Annotated in this window: 13 protein-coding genes; 10 read left to right on the forward strand and 3 right to left on the reverse strand. The window is 44.5% G+C overall.

Annotated features, from left to right (window positions below; genetic code table 11):
- The first annotated feature begins 58 nt into the window (after positions 1-58).
- From MHH86_RS07615 to MHH86_RS07650, 8 genes are all read left to right on the forward strand, one after another.
- Complete coding sequence (locus MHH86_RS07615; RefSeq protein WP_051490863.1) at positions 59-988, forward strand: sugar ABC transporter permease; 930 nt, start codon at positions 59-61, stop codon at positions 986-988.
- A gap of 15 nt (positions 989-1003) precedes the next feature.
- Positions 1004-1840, forward strand: a complete 837-nt coding sequence (locus tag MHH86_RS07620) for a carbohydrate ABC transporter permease (protein ID WP_036675652.1) — start codon at positions 1004-1006, stop codon at positions 1838-1840.
- Between the two features lie 141 nt (positions 1841-1981).
- Complete coding sequence (locus MHH86_RS07625) at positions 1982-3379, forward strand: extracellular solute-binding protein (RefSeq protein WP_036675651.1); 1398 nt, start codon at positions 1982-1984, stop codon at positions 3377-3379.
- A 115-nt stretch (positions 3380-3494) separates the two neighbouring features.
- On the forward strand, positions 3495-4769 hold the full coding sequence (locus MHH86_RS07630) for an alpha-L-fucosidase (RefSeq protein WP_340889323.1): 1275 nt from the start codon (positions 3495-3497) through the stop codon (positions 4767-4769).
- 25 nt (positions 4770-4794) lie between these two features.
- Entirely contained in the window at positions 4795-6627 is a 1833-nt protein-coding gene (locus MHH86_RS07635) for a beta-galactosidase family protein (RefSeq protein ID WP_076147058.1), read from the forward strand.
- A gap of 138 nt (positions 6628-6765) precedes the next feature.
- The gene (locus MHH86_RS07640; RefSeq protein WP_036675649.1) at positions 6766-7473 is read left to right on the forward strand and encodes a DUF421 domain-containing protein; all 708 of its coding nucleotides are present in this window, start codon (positions 6766-6768) and stop codon (positions 7471-7473) included.
- Positions 7474-7581: 108 nt separating this feature from the next.
- A complete protein-coding gene (locus MHH86_RS07645; protein WP_076224467.1) occupies positions 7582-9078 on the forward strand; it encodes an alpha-N-arabinofuranosidase in 1497 nt (498 codons plus the stop codon).
- Positions 9079-9090: 12 nt separating this feature from the next.
- Positions 9091-9372, forward strand: coding sequence for a DUF6171 family protein (locus MHH86_RS07650; protein WP_076100542.1), 282 nt, complete (start codon positions 9091-9093; stop codon positions 9370-9372).
- A 49-nt stretch (positions 9373-9421) separates the two neighbouring features.
- Here the strand turns inward: MHH86_RS07650 and MHH86_RS07655 are convergent, their stop codons facing one another.
- From MHH86_RS07655 to MHH86_RS07665, 3 genes are all read right to left on the reverse strand, one after another.
- The gene (locus tag MHH86_RS07655) at positions 9422-10336 is read right to left on the reverse strand and encodes an ArsR family transcriptional regulator (protein ID WP_076100540.1); all 915 of its coding nucleotides are present in this window, start codon (positions 10334-10336) and stop codon (positions 9422-9424) included.
- 194 nt (positions 10337-10530) lie between these two features.
- Positions 10531-15330, reverse strand: coding sequence for a LamG-like jellyroll fold domain-containing protein (locus MHH86_RS07660; RefSeq protein ID WP_076224464.1), 4800 nt, complete (start codon positions 15328-15330; stop codon positions 10531-10533).
- Positions 15331-15812: 482 nt separating this feature from the next.
- A complete protein-coding gene (locus tag MHH86_RS07665; RefSeq protein ID WP_036675644.1) occupies positions 15813-16718 on the reverse strand; it encodes an ArsR family transcriptional regulator in 906 nt (301 codons plus the stop codon).
- 276 nt (positions 16719-16994) lie between these two features.
- Here MHH86_RS07665 and MHH86_RS07670 point away from each other — a divergent pair, with 276 nt between their 5' ends.
- Complete coding sequence (locus MHH86_RS07670; RefSeq protein ID WP_036675642.1) at positions 16995-18239, forward strand: extracellular solute-binding protein; 1245 nt, start codon at positions 16995-16997, stop codon at positions 18237-18239.
- Positions 18240-18318: 79 nt separating this feature from the next.
- Positions 18319-19197, forward strand: a complete 879-nt coding sequence (locus tag MHH86_RS07675) for a sugar ABC transporter permease (protein WP_036675641.1) — start codon at positions 18319-18321, stop codon at positions 19195-19197.
- The last annotated feature ends 10 nt before the right edge of the window (positions 19198-19207 follow it).

Raw genomic sequence — 19207 nt, forward strand, 5'->3', positions numbered from 1 at the left:
CTTGCGGAAGGCGGATGTATTACTATAATGACAAATCAAATTGTCGAGGTGATACAACGTGGAGGCTGCAAAACAACCTGTGCCAAAAATTCTGCAAGAGAAGCGGAAATTCTGGACTCCGCAACGGAAAGAGGCTTTAACCGGGTGGCTGTTTTTGGCACCGGAAATTGTCGGGATGCTTTTTCTTAATGTATTTGCGCTTGGATTCTCACTTTATTTGAGCTTCTCGAAATGGGATCTATTGTCGGGAGTCAAAGGAATCGAGTTCATCGGATTGGATAACTATATCAAAATGTTCCATGATCCGAGTATCATTCAAGCTTTGAAGAACAATGCTTTTTATATGATTATGACCGTGCCGATACCGATTGCGATTGCGCTGGTGCTCGCGGCATTGATTCAAAACAGTGTGTTCCTCAAAAATTATTTTAAAGTGGCTTTCTTTATTCCTTATATTTCTTCGATTATTGCGATAGCTGCCGTATGGAGTGCATTGTTCCATCCGTCTCTTGGACCGATCAATCAGTTGCTGATGGAGTTTGGAATTTCCAGCCCTCCGAAATGGCTAGTTGATCCAAAAACCTCACTGTTATCCATTGCTATTATCAGTTCTTGGGCGAGTCTTGGCTACACCATTATTATCTATATGGCTGGCTTGACGAATATTTCCGATGAAATCTACGAAGCCGCCGAAATAGATGGCGCCAGCGCGCTGAAAAAATTCTTTGCCATCACAGTTCCGATGCTGCGTCCGACCACATTTTTCCTGCTTATTACCATGCTAATTGGCTCGTTTAAGGTGTTCGACATCATCGCCTTTTTGACCGAAGGCGGTCCGAATAATTCTTCTACCGTGCTTGTGTTCAGGATCTATGAGGAAGGGTTCAAATACTACAACATGGGCTACGCTTCTGCAATTTCCTGGCTGCTATTCGCTGTTATCGGCTTGATTACCGCGGCCACGTGGAAAATGAGAAATGAAGAATAAAGGGGGGAGATTAACATGCAACTGATTAGAAAAAATATGTCCAGAGTGATCACTACCTGCATCATGGGGGCTTTGTCCATTGTATTTCTTATTCCGCTGATCTGGATGATTTCCGCAGCCTTCAAATATGAAAAAGATGTAATGCGCTTCCCGATCCAATGGATTCCCGAGAAGATCAATGTAGCGTATAATTTCAAGATGGTTTGGATGGGACGGGTACCTTTCTCCCATTTCTATTTAAACTCCTTTAAAGTTGCGATTATTACAACCTGCATCACACTGATCATTTCATCTATGTCGGCGTACGCCTTGACCAAAATCAAGTTTAAAGGACGGAATATGGTCTTTCTGGCGCTGCTGTCGTTCATGATTATTCCTGACCAGGCCACGCTGATTCCGCGTTTTCTGCTGATTCGTTGGTTCGGCCTCTATGATACTCATGCTGCTATCGTATTAATGAGTATGTTCTCCATCTACTTCACGTTCTTGCTGCGACAATTTATGATTGGTATCAGCGACGAATATATTGAAGCGGCACGAATTGATGGTGCAGGCCATTTGCGGATATTCTGGTCTATCATTGTTCCGCTCTGCAAGCCGGTGCTCGCTACCGTGGCGATCATCAAATTTATCTGGACCTGGAATGACTACCAGAATCCGCTGATCTTCTTGCTAAACAAGAATCTGTACACTATCCCACTCGGTATGACACTGTTCCGGGACGATTATTCGAACAACTATGCGATTATGATGACGGCAGCCGTTTCGGCGATCATCCCATTGGTCATCGTGTTCATTGCCCTGCAAAAGCAAGTCATTAACGGAATCTCCTTGGGGGGCGTAAAGGGCTGACTTGCGGGTATGCAAAAGAGGGTAAAAGTCAAAAATGTGATCCTACTACAGCAAAATTGTGCACTTGGCTTGTACAGCGGGTGCCTATAATAAGAAATGAACAAGGCACTATACTTAAATTTCAGTGCGGGGGGAAGTAAAATGAAAACAAAGGGCAAAAAAAGATTATCCGTTGTACTAGGCTCCATGCTGGCGGTTTCCTTAACGTTAAGCGCCTGTGGAAATTCCGGAAATTCAGAGAAGAATGGCGGTGCTGAAGCCAGTACGAATGCCGGGAACACCAAGGTGGACAAGCAAGTCGCCATCAAATATTACAACTGGGACAATGAAGCCCAATCAGCAGGCACGGATGCCATGCTGCAGGAATTTATGGATCAGAACCCAAATATCAAGGTAGAGCATGTGACACTCGTTCCCGGTGATTCTGTGGAGATGCTGAAGAAACTCGACTTCCTGATTTCATCCGGCGAAGCGATTGACGTTGTTCAGGTACCAAGCCTTGGAGGCGTACTTGAACGGGCGGCCCGGGGAGCACTTGCCCCGCTGAATGAATTCTATGAGAAGGATAACCTCGTTCCTGAGGATGAATATTATGTGAATGCTAAGGTAGACAACAACTATTATGGGATGCAATATACCAAGAGCAGCAACTATGTAATGCTGAACAAAGATGCACTGGATGAAGCTGGGCTGCCTGTACCTACTTTTGGCTGGACATGGGATGACTACCGCGATTATGCTAAAAAACTGACCAAAGGTGAAGGCGTAGACAAACGTTACGGCACATACTTCCACACCTGGGAGTTGTATATGAACGCTCCGGCCCAAACGATGATGAAAGATCCATTCGTGTATGATGACGGGACGACCATTTTCGCGGATCCAACCTATAAATACTTCTTCCAGCTGCGCAAAGATATGGAGTCTGCTGATAAATCTGCGAAAACTTATGCAGACGCTTTAGCGGCTAAGCTCAATTACCGCACGGAATTCTTTAATGAAGAAGCCGCTATGATTCTGGCTGGTAACTGGACGATTGCTGATCCGGGCAATACTGAGCAGTATCCGCATGATTTCAAGACAGCTTTTGCTCCGGTACCGGTGCCTCCGGCAGGATCGGAACCAAAAGAATACGAGGGCAAATACTTCACCAGCGGCAATATGCTGGCGATGGGCGCTACTTCGAAGAACAAAGAGGCGTCTTTCCAACTGATGAGATTTATGTCAACGGCTGTTAGTGATAACAGACTGGAATTCTCCGGTTATAAAAAAGCGGATAATGAAGCCTTGCTGACCAAACTGGTAGCTGGCAAAGAGGATATGTATGATATGGATTCACTCAAATATACACTCTTTGACAGTGCAATTCAGTTCCTTGATGGTGCGCAGGTGATGACGACGGCAACATCCGAATTGACCAAAATAATCGATGACGGCTTCAGCAGATTTATGCTTGGAAATGAATCGATTGATAAGGTGCAGCAATGGATGGTTGATGAAGCAACAAAAATTATCAACGAAAAAGGTGTTATCAAATAAATAGGGAATAAGCAAGTATCACAAGTTGTGGACGGGGCTTTGGAAGGTCATCAACTGGCTTTCCAAAGCCTTATTTATATATTGGGCCTACACAAACATATGGGAGAGTGTAGAAATGATGGAAAGCAGATTTTCACAGAACAAGCCGGAAGAGCAACTGGCGCTGCCTTCTAGGGAACAGCTGGAGTGGCAGGCCCTGGAGCTGGGGATGTTTTGCCATTTTGGCATCAATACGTTTTGCGATCAGGAGTGGGGAGAAGGCAATGATTCACCTGCGGTCTTCAATCCGCTTCATTTGGATGCCCACCAATGGGTTAGTACAGCCAAAGAAGCTGGATTCCGTTATTTTATACTGACAGCTAAACATCATGATGGCTTCTGCTTGTGGCCGACTGCGACAAGTACTTATTCTGTGGCTTCTAGCCCATGGAAAGAAGGGCGCGGCGATGTCGTCAAGGAATGCGCGGAGGCTTGCCGTGAACTTGGAGTTGGCTTCGGCATTTATTTGTCTCCGTGGGACAGACATGAGCCCTGTTATGCAGATCCGCAAGCGTACGATGATTTCTATGCCCTGCAATTACAAGAGTTGCTTACGGGCTATGGTCCGCTTACGGAAATTTGGTTCGACGGCGCAGGGTCGGAGGGCCGCAATTACGATTGGCAGCGGATTATGGATCTGATCAAGCGCCACCAGCCAGGCGCCATGGTGTTTAATATGGGGGCACCAACGATCCGCTGGGTTGGCAATGAGGATGGCGTTGCTCCTTATCCATGCTGGAACACTGCAAATTCTGCGCGGGGTAGCATGTTCAGTGAAGCTTCATTGAACTGGCTTCCCGGAACGCCGAGCTGGGTGCCTGCGGAATGCGATGTGCCCATCCGTAAAGACCGCTGGTTCTGGCATCCTGAGGAGGAGCATCTGCTGCTGTCTCTGGAGCAGCTAATGGATATTTATTATCGTTCGGTTGGACATGGGGCAACTTTGCTGCTCAATGTAGCCCCTGACAACCGCGGGCTGTTTCCGGAGGCTGATGTGCAGCAGCTGCTGGAATTCGGCAAGGAGATAAGACGCAGATTTGACAAGGCTCTGGCGGTAACAGCAGGTACTGGAGATATTGTTGAACTGGAATTGCCAGCAGCTACTGTGATTGATCATGCCGAGATTATGGAGGATATCGCTTACGGCGAAAGAGCAGAAGGATATATGCTGGAAGCGTACAGCAACGGAGCGTGGCTGGAGTTGAAGCGTGGCAGTTCGATTGGCCATAAGAAAATCGACGCCTTCCCTCCGGTTGTCGCAGAGAAAATCCGCTTACGGGTGTCAGAAGCTGCCGCAAGCCCCAAGATCAGACGGCTTGCCGTCTACCACTGCGGGGAATCGTTAGAATAAATATTAATAAAGGAGGTTGTCGATAATGAGCCTGCTCACCTGGAACGACGGACACTATTTGCTGGACGGACAGCCTTATCGTATCGTATCAGGAGCCATTCATTATTTTCGGGTTGTGCCTGAATATTGGAAAGACCGGCTGCTGAAATTGAAAGCCTGCGGATTCAATACCGTGGAGACCTACATCGCCTGGAATATACATGAACCTAAAGAAGGGGAGTTCGTATTTGATGGCATGGCCGATGTGGTATCTTTTATCGAACTGGCTGGTGAACTTGGGCTTCATGTTATTGTCAGACCGAGTCCATTCATCTGTGCGGAGTGGGAGTTCGGAGGCCTGCCGGGCTGGTTGCTAGCTTACGGGGAACTCCAGCTTCGCTGCTGTGACCCTCTTTATTTAAGCAAGGTAGACCGTTATTACGATGAGCTAATTCCTCTGCTGGTTCCGCTGCTCTCCACACATGGCGGACCAATTCTGGCCGTTCAGGTAGAAAATGAATATGGCAGCTATGGTAATGACAGTGGCTACCTGGGCTATATGCGTGATGGACTGGTCAGCAGAGGGATCGATGTGCTGCTATTTACTTCCGACGGGCCAACCGATGAGATGTTGCTCGGCGGAACACTGGAGGATGTGCATGCGACAGTCAATTTCGGCTCCAGTACAGAGGAATCCTTCCGCAAATATCGGGAATACCGCTCTGAAGAGCCGCTTATGGTGATGGAATACTGGAACGGCTGGTTTGATCACTGGATGGAGGATCATCATGTACGCGATGCCGGGGATGTAGCAGGTGTTCTGGATGAGATTCTGACACAGGGCTCCTCATTTAATATGTACATGTTCCATGGTGGAACCAATTTTGGTTTCTATAATGGTGCGAATCATATCGTCACCTACGAGCCAACGACTACAAGCTATGACTATGATGCCCCGCTCACGGAATGGGGAGATACGACGGCGAAATTTGAAGCTGTCCGGTCGGTACTCAGCAACCATGGATTTGCCCCGACTTGTCCACTCCCTGAGCCGATTCCGAAGATTTCTTACGGGAAAGTCGCTTTGACGGAAAGAGCGGAACTATTCACGGCTTCCAATCTGGAGAAGTTATCAGAGACGGTGAACAGCGTGTGTGTACAGCCGATGGAGAAGCTCGGACAATCCTATGGTTTTATATTGTACAGCACTTATGTGAAAGGGCCGCGCTCTAGACAGAAACTCTACATCGAGGGCGTGCGCGATCGGGCGCAGGTCTTCCTGGATGGACAGGTGCTTGGGGTGATTGAGCGCTGGAATCCGCTGCCACTGGAACTTTCCATCCCCGCTGGGGGAGCGCAGCTGGATATCCTCGTCGAGAACATGGGACGAATCAATTACGGGCCGCTCATTCGCGATCCGAAAGGGATTCTGGACGGGGTTCGGATTGATAACCAGCTGCAATATAACTGGACGATTCGTACTTTGCCGTTGGAACAGGAACAGCTGGATTCACTAGCGTACAAGAAGCACCCGGTGGAGAAGCAGCAAACTGCGACCCTTTCGGGTCTGCCCGGATTCTACCGGGGCAGCTTCGAGGCGGAGGAGATTGGCGATACCTTTCTACGATTCGATGGATGGAATAAAGGGGTCGCCTGGATCAATGGTTTTAATCTGGGCCGCTACTGGAACGCAGGGCCGCAACGCGCCCTATATATCCCGGGCCCATTGCTGCGCAAGGGGCGCAATGAACTTGTTCTTTTGGAGCTGCATGGCCGTGCGGAGACTTGCGAGATTGAGCTTGTGAACCTTCCTGATCTGGGAAGAACTTCGGCCGTCGATGACGCCGTGTTGAATTTTGTGCAGGATGATAACTTGTAGATTCGCAGCTAGGGCTTTTGGGCGGTTCGTTAGAACCCTTCCAGAGCCTTTTTGACGTCTATAAAAATCTCCGGGGCACGTTTCATTTCACCTTAGTTTGTGAATAATGGAGGATTGAATAGGAAGGGAGCATTAGAGATGCAGGTGTATATGGACATTGTGCTTCGGGCCTTTGTTGCTATGATCATGCTTTTGCTGATCGCCAAAATATTGGGAAAACAAACGTTATCTAACTTGACCTTCCACGATTTCGTGACGGGTATTATATTGGGCTCAATAGCCGCGAACCTGGCGTTTAATAAACAGTTGCATTCTTCCTACATGATCCTGGCGCTTATAGTCGTTACCGTTACATCTTTTTTACTATCTGTCATCGCTTTAAAAAGTCGTAAAATGAGAAGCTGGATTTCAGGTTCACCCACTGTACTTATTGAGGATGGGAAAATTCTTGAGCAAAATATGAAAAAGGTAAGGTATTCGTTGGACTCTTTGGATCAGGCATTGAGAGAGAAGGAAATTTTTAATCTAGAGGTAGTAGAATACGCTGTGCTGGAAGATAACGGAATGGTATCTGTATTAAAGAAACAAGAGTACCAATATGTTACCCGAAAAGATCTAAAGCTGTTGTCCGTTCCTCAGAGCTTTCCCGTTGAATTGATTATGGATGGAATAATGCTCGCAGATAATCTTAAGGATAATGGCCTGACCCAAGAGTGGCTGGAGAACGAGTTAAGACGTAAGGGAAAACAAATTTCTGATGTGTTTTACGGGGTAAGAGGAACGCAGCAGCAGCTCATTTTTGACTATTATGAAGACGGGATAAAGAAACCTATTGATAAAGAATAGCTTTTATTCATATTGGAGATTGACGGATGCCTAAGCAGCGTCTTATAATGTTTATATAATTATTAATTAGTTAATAAAAATATAAACGTTGAGAGGCGGTATTTAACCATGGCAGAACGTGCGATCCTTAATACTGACATTCGCAAAGGGACGATTAACAGAAATATTTACGGACATTTTTCTGAGCATCTAGGCCGTTGTATTTATGAAGGGATTTGGGTTGGAGAAGATTCAACTATTCCTAACACCAACGGCATTCGTAATGATGTCGTGAAAGCGCTTAAGGAAATTAAAATTCCTGTACTTCGCTGGCCAGGCGGCTGTTTCGCGGATGAATATCACTGGAAAGATGGTATCGGAGCCCGTGAAGGTCGTAAACGTATGATCAACACTCACTGGGGCGGAACGGTTGAGAACAACCATTTTGGTACACATGAATTCATGGAATTATGTGAGATGCTGGAATGTGAGCCTTACATTAACGGTAATGTGGGCAGTGGTACCGTTCAAGAGATGTCCGAATGGGTGGAGTATTTAACCTTTGAAGGCGTATCTCCAATGTCCGAGCTTCGCCAGCAGAATGGCCATCAAGAGCCTTGGGCTGTGACTTATTTTGGCGTGGGGAATGAGAACTGGGGCTGCGGCGGGAATATGCGTCCAGAATATTATGCAGATCTTTATCGCCAATATCAGACGTATGTACGTAATTACGGGGACAATCGTATTCACCGGATTGCTTGTGGTCCTAACGTGGATGATTATCACTGGATGGAGGTTCTGATGCGTGAGGCAACACGCTTTATGGACTCGATTACCCTGCATTATTATACAATCCCTGGTCCAGCATGGGAGAATAAAGGTGCAGCTACAGGCTTTGAAACGAGTGAATGGTTTAGTACATTAGAGAAAGCCCTTCGCATGGATGAGCTGATCACCAGACATGGCGTTATTATGGATAAATATGATCCGGATAAAAGAGTAGGCCTTATCGTAGATGAGTGGGGAACTTGGTATGATGTAGAGCCGGGAACGAATCCAGGATTCCTGTATCAACAAAATTCAATTCGGGATGCTCTTGTGGCAGGCGTGACCTTGAATATTTTCCATAAACATAGTGACCGGGTACGGATGGCAAATATTGCGCAGACGATTAACGTACTTCAGGCAGTTATATTGACCGAAGGGGAAAAGATGGTGCTGACTCCTACGTATCATGTGTTCAATATGTTTAAAGTCCATCAGGATGCGGAGTTGCTGGATTTGGCACTGGAAAGTGGCACTTACAGCTTTGAAGGCCGTGAGATTCCTGAAGTATCTGCTTCGGCTTCCGTAACTGCTTCTGGAATCATTCATGTCAGCCTTTGCAACTTGAACCATGCAGCTTCTGCTACTGTACCACTCGAGCTTCGTGGTCTTTCCGGGAAGAAGGTTGAAGTGACAGGCACAACACTTGCCGGTGACAAAATTGATGCTCACAATACCTTCAGCCAACCGGAGGCAGTAGTGCCGCAAGCCTTCACTGCCTTTACTCTGGAGGGCGATCTTCTTAATGTTGAACTGCCTCCAATGTCAGTAACTGTGCTGGAGATTACGCCGAAGGCTTAAGGTGGTGTTACCATGTCAACAACATCAACATGCAAGGGATGCAGAGAGGATTATAAAGTTACGCCAACGCAGATTAATCGTATCTTGTCTTCTTCCATGTTTAAGCCAGAGTTTTGTGTTCCAGATGAAGTTTACGCTGAACGGGTTGCCCTTTGTGGGACTTGCCCTAAGCTGCACGAAGGGGTAACTTGCGTCGCTTGCGGTTGCATCATCCCCGTAGTAGCCAAGCTTAAGGAACGTAGTTGTCCATTACCCGGGGGTGGCTTGTGGGGCCCCTTTATCGAAAAGAATTAAGCTAAAATAAGAGCCGCATTCGACTCTCCAATGGGAGGTGAATGCGGCTTTATTCTTGGTTATCCGTATAGAACAATTCAACGATTAGATCTTCATTGTAATTTCCAAAACCTTTGCCAAAAAGAGTAATCCCGCCAATATGCTCGGCATCTTCATCTACGGAAAGCTTAAAAGACCACTGTTTGTCACGGATATTCACTTGATCAAGGGTAACTTCTGAGAGCTTCAAACCATCCATAAATGTACCTTTTGCTGTAATGCGCAGCTGCTTGAGCAAGCCGTATTGGTTCGTGAGTGCTGGCCACCAGGCCGGTGTATATTTACCACGGCTATCCCCGTAGTCACCAGGACTTGTCCAGAATCCAAGCTTCACTCCGTTCAGAGTGAATGTGATATCCGAAGGCCAATTATTATTAATGGAAGGTGCTTCGGAAGCAATTTCCATGGTTATAATCAATTCCTCAGGATGCTGGCTGGAGAGTAGGAAATTAGGGATTTTATATTCAATAAATCCTTTGCCGAACCAAAGAATCCCCGCATTCATACGCTCAAGATCCCAGAAATATCGGGGATCATCAAAACTGCCGATCACTTTCTCAGTAGTTGCAAGACCACAGGTGGGCTCGATCAGGAAGTCGGAATAATGTCCAACCGGAATTTCCTTACGATAACTTTTGCGCTCATTGATTTGTCTGCCTGGAAAGGTGATTTCTGCTCCTTCAGCAGCTAGAGTACAGATCTTTTGCAGACCACTTCGACCAGGTGCCATATGCGTCTGGATCAGGCCGGCAGCTTCCAGCTTACGCACATGCATAGTCATAATGGCGCTGCTCAAATTTACTGCTGCGGCCAATTCCTTAACATTCATAGGATTTTCGGCAAGCAAACGCAACATGTGTAGGCGTACTGAGCTGGCTAAAGCTTCATAGACGGGAAGGGATTCTTCCGACAGGTCAAGTTTCATAAATGGCCTCCAATTAAAATTTATGGGCTAATCGCCGATGATTAAGAAATTTATTAATAACAATATAAAAATCGACGTTTATCTCGGACGTATAGTTAATGATTATATTAGTTAAATACTTTTTTTACAATATGGGACTTTAAAAAAAGAACGGAGCCTGTGGCTCCGCTCTCTCTTTTCAAATCAAGTCTTGCTTAATCTACGTTCGAGCTATACTCTGCCTGTACTTCATCTGACTTGAGCGCTCTGCTGTAAATCTTCAGTTCATCAATCATACCCTGAAATGGTGCATCCCAATAGTTGACGCCTAGAGCGAAAACACCATTCTTATTCTTAAAGACATTCGGGAAGCCCTCACCAGAGAACTGCTCTACTCCGTTGAGGTAAACTTTTACGGTTCCATTGCTGACCGTAAACGCAACATGTGTCCATGTATTTACTGGAATCTTCATGGCAGAAATAGCATCATACCAAGCTTCTCCGGACCATAACAACGTTTTACCGCCACCGTTCTGAGGAACGAAGCTAATCCAGCTATTTTTAGTGGCAGCGCCGAAGAAAGTAGTTGTTGCATCTGTAAGTTGTTCAGGGTTTAGCCACATAGATACGGTGTAGGTATTGCTGTCAATTAATCCATCAGGCAAACGGATACCGGAGGTACCGTTGAATATTGCAGCTTGACCGAGGACACCGTTACCGTATGTGATATTGCCTACTGTTGGGCTATCTACTTTTGCTCCTGTAACTTCGCCTTTTCCGTTCAATTGGAAGGAGTCATCCAGGTCGCCATCAAAAGCATAATGAGCTACTTTTCCATCAGTTACATTTACTGTGTAGCTGGCTGAAACTTCGCTTCCATCAGTCGCTGTTGCAGTAATTACAGCTTGGCCACCGACAGTTAGTGCTGTTACTATTCCGCTCGCTGCGTCAACAGCCACTACGCTGGAATCGCTAGAGCTCCAAGTTAGCGCCTTATTTCCGGCATTGGTCGGAAGCACACTTACTTGAGGGGTGAAAGTATTTCCTACAGCTACTGATTTAACAGCTTCACTGAATGAAATATTACTTACTTTGATGTTCGTATCAGGCTCACCGTTTACAAGCCAGCCAACAGCTTCCGCAGACAATGCTCTATCATACACGCGGAATTTATCAACCAAACCTTTGTAGGGTGCATCCCAATAGTTCACACCAAGAGCAAATACGCCGTCTTCTGTATCAAAAATATCTGTGAATCCTTTTCCGGAGGATTTCAATACACCATTTACATACATATTGACTGTTCCAGCATTGTAAGTGAAGGCTACATGCGTCCACTGGTTAACTGGAATTTGTAAGCCTGTATCAGCATCCAGCCAAGTCTCGCTACCGAACCAGAGTCTAGTGGTTGCTCCACCGTTTCCATAAGGCAGGAGACTGAACCAGTTCGTTTCGGTTTTAGCACCGAAGAATACAGGAGTAAAAGCTTTTAATTCGGATGGATTCAGCCACATCCCTACCGAGTATGCGCTACTTTGAATTAATCCGTCAGGTAGACGAACACCGGATTTGCCATCAAACTTGGCTGCCTGACCGTCTTTACCAGCCTCAAAAGTGATGTCTCCATCCTCAGTGTTGTTGATCAGATTTCCGGTGACTATGCCGTCAGCTGTACGATCACCATTTTCTGCAAGGTCGCCATCAAAGTCAAAGGCAGCTACTAAGCCGTCTTCCAGTTGCGTGCTCTTTTTTTCCATAACAACGGCGGTGAAGGTTTTAGTTACTGCGACTTCGCCCAGCTTAATTGTAGCAGTCAGTTCAACTGTAGCGTTTCCAAGTCCAAGTTCAGGACGAGTAACATTACCATTGTTACCAATTACAGCCTCATTGGAAGAGGACCATGAAATTTCTGCTCCGCGCAAGCCTTCCGTAGGGAGGGTGATGTCATCGTATATTTTTCTTGTGTCACCAATACTCAAGCCTGCAGCAATATTGTTCAAAATCTGCTCAACGCTCATCGATTCCATCTGGCTGCCCCAGATAGTGATTCCTTGATCTGACATTGCGGTGAACGTCATAACATGCTGTTGGCGTGAGGAATCCCATTGCTTCACAAATACACCTTTGTAGAGATGTTGTACGGTGTTTCCATTTTCCGTTTCGTTAATAAGCAAATGAGCGAAGTACTCATCCTTCAATTCCCAAGTTCCGGTTAACGATCCAGCGATCGTTCCGTCACTTTTCAGCTCGATATCTACTGTAGGCTTGATGATGCCTGAAACATCTTTGCCGTGGTTAACGAACTGATAAGAGCCGACAACATTATCCCGTGCTACAGCCCCAATAGTTTCACCCGTGTAACGATGTACGGCAGTTACTGGCCAGCCATCTTCGTTAGTGAACATTTGATGCACACGAAGTTCATGTGTTTCACCACGGAGTGGGAAACGAGTGTGGAAGAAGTTAAATATTTTACCCGTTTCATCATCATATTGTACCGAGTTATGTCCTGAGGACACATAACCATACGTTTGGAAATTCGGGTCTGCATTTTGATTTGTAAACATGAAGTTTCCTAATAGCTTATTACCATATGGTGTGTTGTCACCATCGGTAGTTAGAACAGCATTCTGTCCTGCTGCATCCGTATAAGGGCCGTCCGGATTTGTTGAACGGAACTGCCGCATGCTGTAACCGCCTTTGGAGTCAAGTCCACCGTAAGTTACATACAAGAAGTAGTAACCAGTATCCTTGTCGTAAACGATATACGGACCTTCACCCGATTTGGTCATTCCGCCAGAAATATGGGTTCCGAAATAGCGGTCGATAAGACGTCCATCAGCGGTCTTTCCATCTTTGCCTGGATATTTAGGTTCTCCGGTAGCTGGATCAATCTCCAGAATGAATATACCACCTGACCATGAACCATAAGTCATCCAAAGCTTGTTGTCTTTGTCGTAGAAAATAGTTGGGTCAATTGCATTTGTATAGGTTTTGTTTTGGTACAAACCACCTGCATTAAACCAATCTGGATTGACACCTTCCAGCGTTCCATTGCCGATAAGGTCCTTGATATTTGTATTGTCCCATTTCTTATTTACTTTACTGTCACTGTCATAAGCCTCTTCCTTGGTGAAACCGGAATAAATTACGGTATTTCCATAAGTATAAGGCCCTTCGATATTTTGCGAAGTGGCGTAGCCAATCGCCGAACGGATATAAGTAGAAGAAGCGCTGTAATACATCATATAAGCGCCAGTTGTTCCATCAGCGTTCTTATAATCGTTATTCCAGAATACGTCCGGTGCCCAGATGGAGAATCCGCCTTTACTGTCCGAATCGTTCTCGCCAGCCCATTTAAAGGATTCTGCCAGATTCTTGGACAGATCACCAAAAATCACGTTGCCCGGTGTTGTATAACCATTAGTGAACTGTGTCCAGTTCATCAGATCATCTGATTTGGCCGCATCGATATGGGAGCCAAATACATAATAAGTTCCATTATCCACAACCACCGATGGATCATGTACCGAGACATTGGTGAGTGCTGGTGCAGTTGCTCCCGGACTAGGTGTAGCCGTCGGACTAGGCGTAGCCGTCGGATTTGGTGTAGCCGTCGGATTTGGTGTAGCCGTTGGATCTGGTGTAGCAGTTGGAGCCGGAGTAGCTGTAACTTCCGGAGCTGATGTAGCAACAGAACCGCCGTTAGATCCACCAGTACCAGTGGTTGCCGTAGCCGTTGGAGTTGGTGTTTCAAAATGGATTAGCTGACTGTACTTGCTATCAAAGATAACCTTACCCGTGCCTTGGATGGTTAGGATATCGTTGAAACCAAGGATTAGATTCTTGATTTCCGTACCTGCCTCTACACGCAGCTTGGCTTTTTGCTTCAGTGTAACTTCAGCAATACTGCCTGCTGTCAGATGTAGTGTAGGCTCTCCCAACGCTTGAAGCTCAACGGAATCAAAGCTTCCTTTCAGCTTGAGGATGGAATCCTTAGGCAGCGTATTCTCAACAATAACCCGGCTGAAACCTGCCCCCGTTAATGCATCTTCCTCTAGTATTGCACCGGAATGTACGCGTACGTTTGGTACAGCACTTGTGCCTCTAGTAACGACGCGCAGCTTGCCGTTATGTTTATCTACTACCATTTCAGCAGCATTGGAGTCGCTTAGTACGACACTGTTCTCACCGCCACCGGCAACGAATACTTTTCCCTTAACAGTGACATTATTCAGTGTGATATCGCCCTCAGCAATACCTTCGGTAAGGTAGAGATTCCCTGAGATTGTGGAGTTTTTCAACTCTACGCCTGGGCTGCTGATAACCATATTCCGAGTGTTAATCCCCGAATAGCTTCCGCTCTTAGGTGTGATTTCTCCGCCCAGCTTCTCAATCATGCGCAGTGCTTCCGCTCTTGTTACAGCCTGAGTTCCTTTAAAGCTGCCGTCAGTGTAGCCTTGCAGATAACCTTCACCAAGTAAAGACAATACTGCTTCTTGGCTCCATTCTGGCAAATCAGCAGCATCTTTTGGTGCAGAAGTGCCAACAGATGAGTTGAGTTGGAACAGTCTGTATAACATTACTGCAGCTTCTTGACGACTTACTTGCTGTGCGGGTCGGAAGGTGCCATCGCTGTATCCTGTCACATATCCTGCAGCGGTTGCTTTTTGGATATCGCTGTAGTAAGCACCTGTCGTGGAAACATCCGTGAAGCCAATTTCGGCTTTTTCCTGCAAATTAAAGACCCGATTAACCAGAGTAACCCACTCTGCACGGTTGATTTCTTGATTTGGCTTATATATTCCGTTTCCGTAACCCAGAATCAAGCCCTTATCTACCCAAGATTGAAAATCCTTCTGTGCCCAGTGGCCGGAATAATCGGCGATTTGTTGCTGAGTGGATAATGCGACTGATTTGGAATCGCTTGCAGAAGCTGCAGAAATTAATGGAGCAGGCACTAATAGAGTGAGTGCAAGCAGGGAAGCGGTTAGTTTACCAGTAGTTTTTCTCAAATGTATGATCCTCCGATTCTAGTGATGTAGAGCTTGTACACGCGTATTTTTCCAATTCCTCCCTTCTTTACTGAAAAAAATGTAAAACGCTTACATAAATAGCTACTAAAAAAACGCTTTCGTATATGAAAATGGTTTTAATTTATGTATTACTAAACCATAACAAGGAAAACGTTTTATAATGCTCTCATTTTAAGCATGATATCAGCAAATAGTCAAATAGAAATTTATAAATCCGTGAATCTTTTTATATTTTTATAAATTATAAATTCAAAATAGAGGAAAATGATTTAACTACTGGTGATTAATGCTGAAGTGGATAAGAGTGAAATTTGGTGAATGGATGGCTAGGCGGGATATATCAGCAAGGATAAAGAGAGGGGGTAGGGCATAACGGGTGGGGGGGAGCTAAGGAAGAATAGCTAATTAGTTGTTCACCCCCGCAAAAAGAACCAGTTTTGCTTAGAACATAAAAGAAAAATTTACAGATAGTACAATTTGAAAATGATATCTTGATCATGGTTTCCGAATTTTTTCCCGAAAATCGTTGCTCCTCCTACGTGCTTTGCATCTTCCTTCACTTCGATCCGAAAGGTCCAACGGTCACAAGTCGTATCTAAATCCTCAATCGAAACCTGAGACAGCGGGTCACCGTCAATGTAAGTTCCATTGTGGTTTGTAATTCTAATCGTTTTTAGCAATCCGTATTGATTGATATTGTGTGGCCACCATTCCGGTGTGAATTTACCTCTAGCATCAGCGAAATCCCCGGGGCTCGTCCAAGTCCCTAATTCCAAGCCATTCAAAGAAAAGGTGATGTCTGAAGGCCATACGTCATTAGCAAAGGGGAATTCGGAAGAAAGCTCCAAGCTAATTTCAAATTGCTGTAGGGTTTCCTCTTTTTTCAGGAAATTGGCGATATTATATTGCACATAACCTTGAGTGAACCAGAGAATCTCTGCGTCCACTCTTTTAGAATCCATGAAATACTTAGGTTCGTCTACTCTGCCGATAAACTCCTTATCCGTAGCAAGTCCGCAAGTAGGTTTCAGATCATAATCGGTATAATGACCAATCGGCACTGATGTCTCGTAGGAGGCAAAAGAGTGAAAGATTTTCTTCGGGAAGTTAATCTCAATATGATCCACCCTAAGAATTGAAATTTTTTGCATTCCTGATTTACCAGGCACCTTTTCCGTTTTTATGAGCCCTGCATCTTCTAGTTTTTTAATGTGTTTGGTAACGATAGGACTGCTTATTTTAAGTTCTTCTGCCAAATCTTTGATGTTCATCTTATTTTTGGAGAGCAACTGAATAATTTTGATGCGTACTTCACTCGCTAAAGCTTCGTAAACAACAAGAGAGGATTTGTCGATTTCCAACTGCATTTTACCCACTTCTTTCAAAGTTATTTCATATACTGTAAAGTTTATTAATCTATATATAAAGTAACATGAAAGGTAACCGAAGTAAATATAATATCGCTTTCATCTCCGAGAGATGAATCAAAAGGTTAATTAAACGAAAAAAAATTCTATTAAGTTTATTTAAATGTTATTGACTACGCTTTCACAATGAATGTATACTAATCTCAAGTTAATCGTTTTCAAAGAAAGTGAACATGAATGGTTATCTTAACATTACAGCTGCAGGGGGAGAGAGTAATGAAAAAGAAATTTGGAGTTTTATTAGCAACGGTTCTAACATTATCGACAGTTTTGGCAGGATGCGGTGGTAAAGATGATAGTAAGACGATTACGTTCTGGACACCGCTGACCGGTGATGACGGTGCTTATATGGATCAAATTGTTAAAAACTACAATGCAACGAATCCCGAAATTAAAGTAAAACATGTTATTACGGCTGATATGTACACAAAGATTTCTACAGTTTTGGCATCTAGCAAAGGTGTTCCTGATTTAGCAATTATCCATGCTGACCGTGTTCCTGGATTTGTTAAACAAGGTGTACTGGAATCCATGCAAGATACCGTATTGCCAGCACAACCTGAACTGAAAGCTGAAAATTACTTACCACAAGCTTGGAACACTGGTAATATCGATGGAACTCAATACACAGTTCCTCTTGATATTCATAGTAACGTAATGTATTACAATAAAGATTTGCTGAAAAAGTATAATGCTGAATCTTTCTTGGATGATAACGTGGTTACTATTGATGAAATGCTTTCCTTACAAGGTAAATTGGATGAAGGCGATTACGTAGTTAATGATGCTTTGCTGGGCTGGGTTATCTTGGCTCAAATTCAAGATTTGGGCGGCGATATCCAAGTTGATGGAAAACCGGCTGTTAACACCCCTGTCTTTAAACAAGCGTTTGAAAATGTTAAGAAAATCGCCGATGCTGGCCTTATGACTCCATTTGGTGAAGACGGTTACTTGATGTTCCAATCTCAAAATGTACTTTTCTCGACAGACGGAACTTGGAGTTCTACAGCACATGCTGGGGTTGAAGGCTTGAACTTTGGCGTGACCAATGTTTATTCTCCTACTCCTGACAAATTCACCAACAGATCTTCCTCTCACTTGTTCGCTATGTTGAAAAATGATAAGAGAACAGACGAAAAAGAAGTAGGTATTGCTAACTTCTTGGAATATGTTCGTACGAATTCGATGGAATGGGCAAAAGCTGGACAAAACGTAGCTAGTAACGTAGTTAACCAAAGCCCTGAGTACAAAGACTATATGCAATCCTTCTTTACATCTGATGAAAAAGAAATCGAATCCCTTTACATTTACACATATGAATACTACCCATACATTGCGGAAGCTGTAGATACTTACTGTGCGGATATCGTTCGTGGCAACGTTGATATTGATGAGACTTTGGCAACGATGCAAAAATTTGTTGAAGATAAAATTGCGGAAAGCAGCAGTGCAGCAAAATAAAGCAAAATAGAATAGATTGTACGAAGTAATGTGCCATGTTATGGTGCATTACTTTGTGCAAAAGGAGAAATGAATTCCTATGAAAAAGAAAATCAATTGGGCACCTGCTTTCTTTGTAGGTCCGCATGTCATTTTGTTTGCTGTCTTCATTTTATTGCCAACGATTTATGGGATTTATGCTTCATTTACAAAATGGAATTTAATGAGTGATCCGGTATGGGTAGGCTTTGATAACTATAAAGCTATTCTTTTTGACGGCGGATCAACCTTTCATACTCAATTTTTCAGAGGCCTAAAAAACACATTGATTTTCGTTGCTTTGTCTGTTCCGTTGCTGATTATTATTCCATTAATGGTTGCGGTGGCGTTGGAGCATAAAAAAGTTAAAATGAAGAGCTTAATTCAATCTATTCTTTATATTCCTGGCTTGATTTCAATTTCTGCGGCAGCACTGATTTGGCTGTTGATCTTTAATAAGCAACTAGGGATCACTGGTAATCTGTTTGGATCACAAATTGCTTGGCCTGCAAATCAACCCTATGCGTGGATTATTATCATTGTAATTACTTTATGGGGTGGTATTGGGGGCAACATGATTATCTATCGTGCTTCCTTAAGTGGCGTGGCTCAAGAGTTATATGAATCAGCGGAGCTCGATGGTGCGGGTTCAATTAAAAGATTCACCAGTATTACCTTGCCATCTATTCGTTTTCCATTAATTTATACCTTTGTTATGACAACTGCGGGTGCCTTTAATGTATTCGGCCAACCGTTAATGATGACCGATGGTGGACCTCGACAAAGTACACACGTTCTAATGATGTATATTCGTCAATTAGCTTTCGGTAACGGTGAATCCATCGCCGGGATGGCATCAGCTATGGCAGTTTTACTGGGATTAGTTATTTTGGTGATCTCAGCACTGCAATATTATGTAATGAACCGAAATGCTTCATAGGGTTCGCAGA

The organism is Paenibacillus sp. FSL F4-0097 (assembly GCF_038593125.1).
GTDB classification, from domain to species: domain Bacteria; phylum Bacillota; class Bacilli; order Paenibacillales; family Paenibacillaceae; genus Paenibacillus_AQ; species Paenibacillus_AQ odorifer.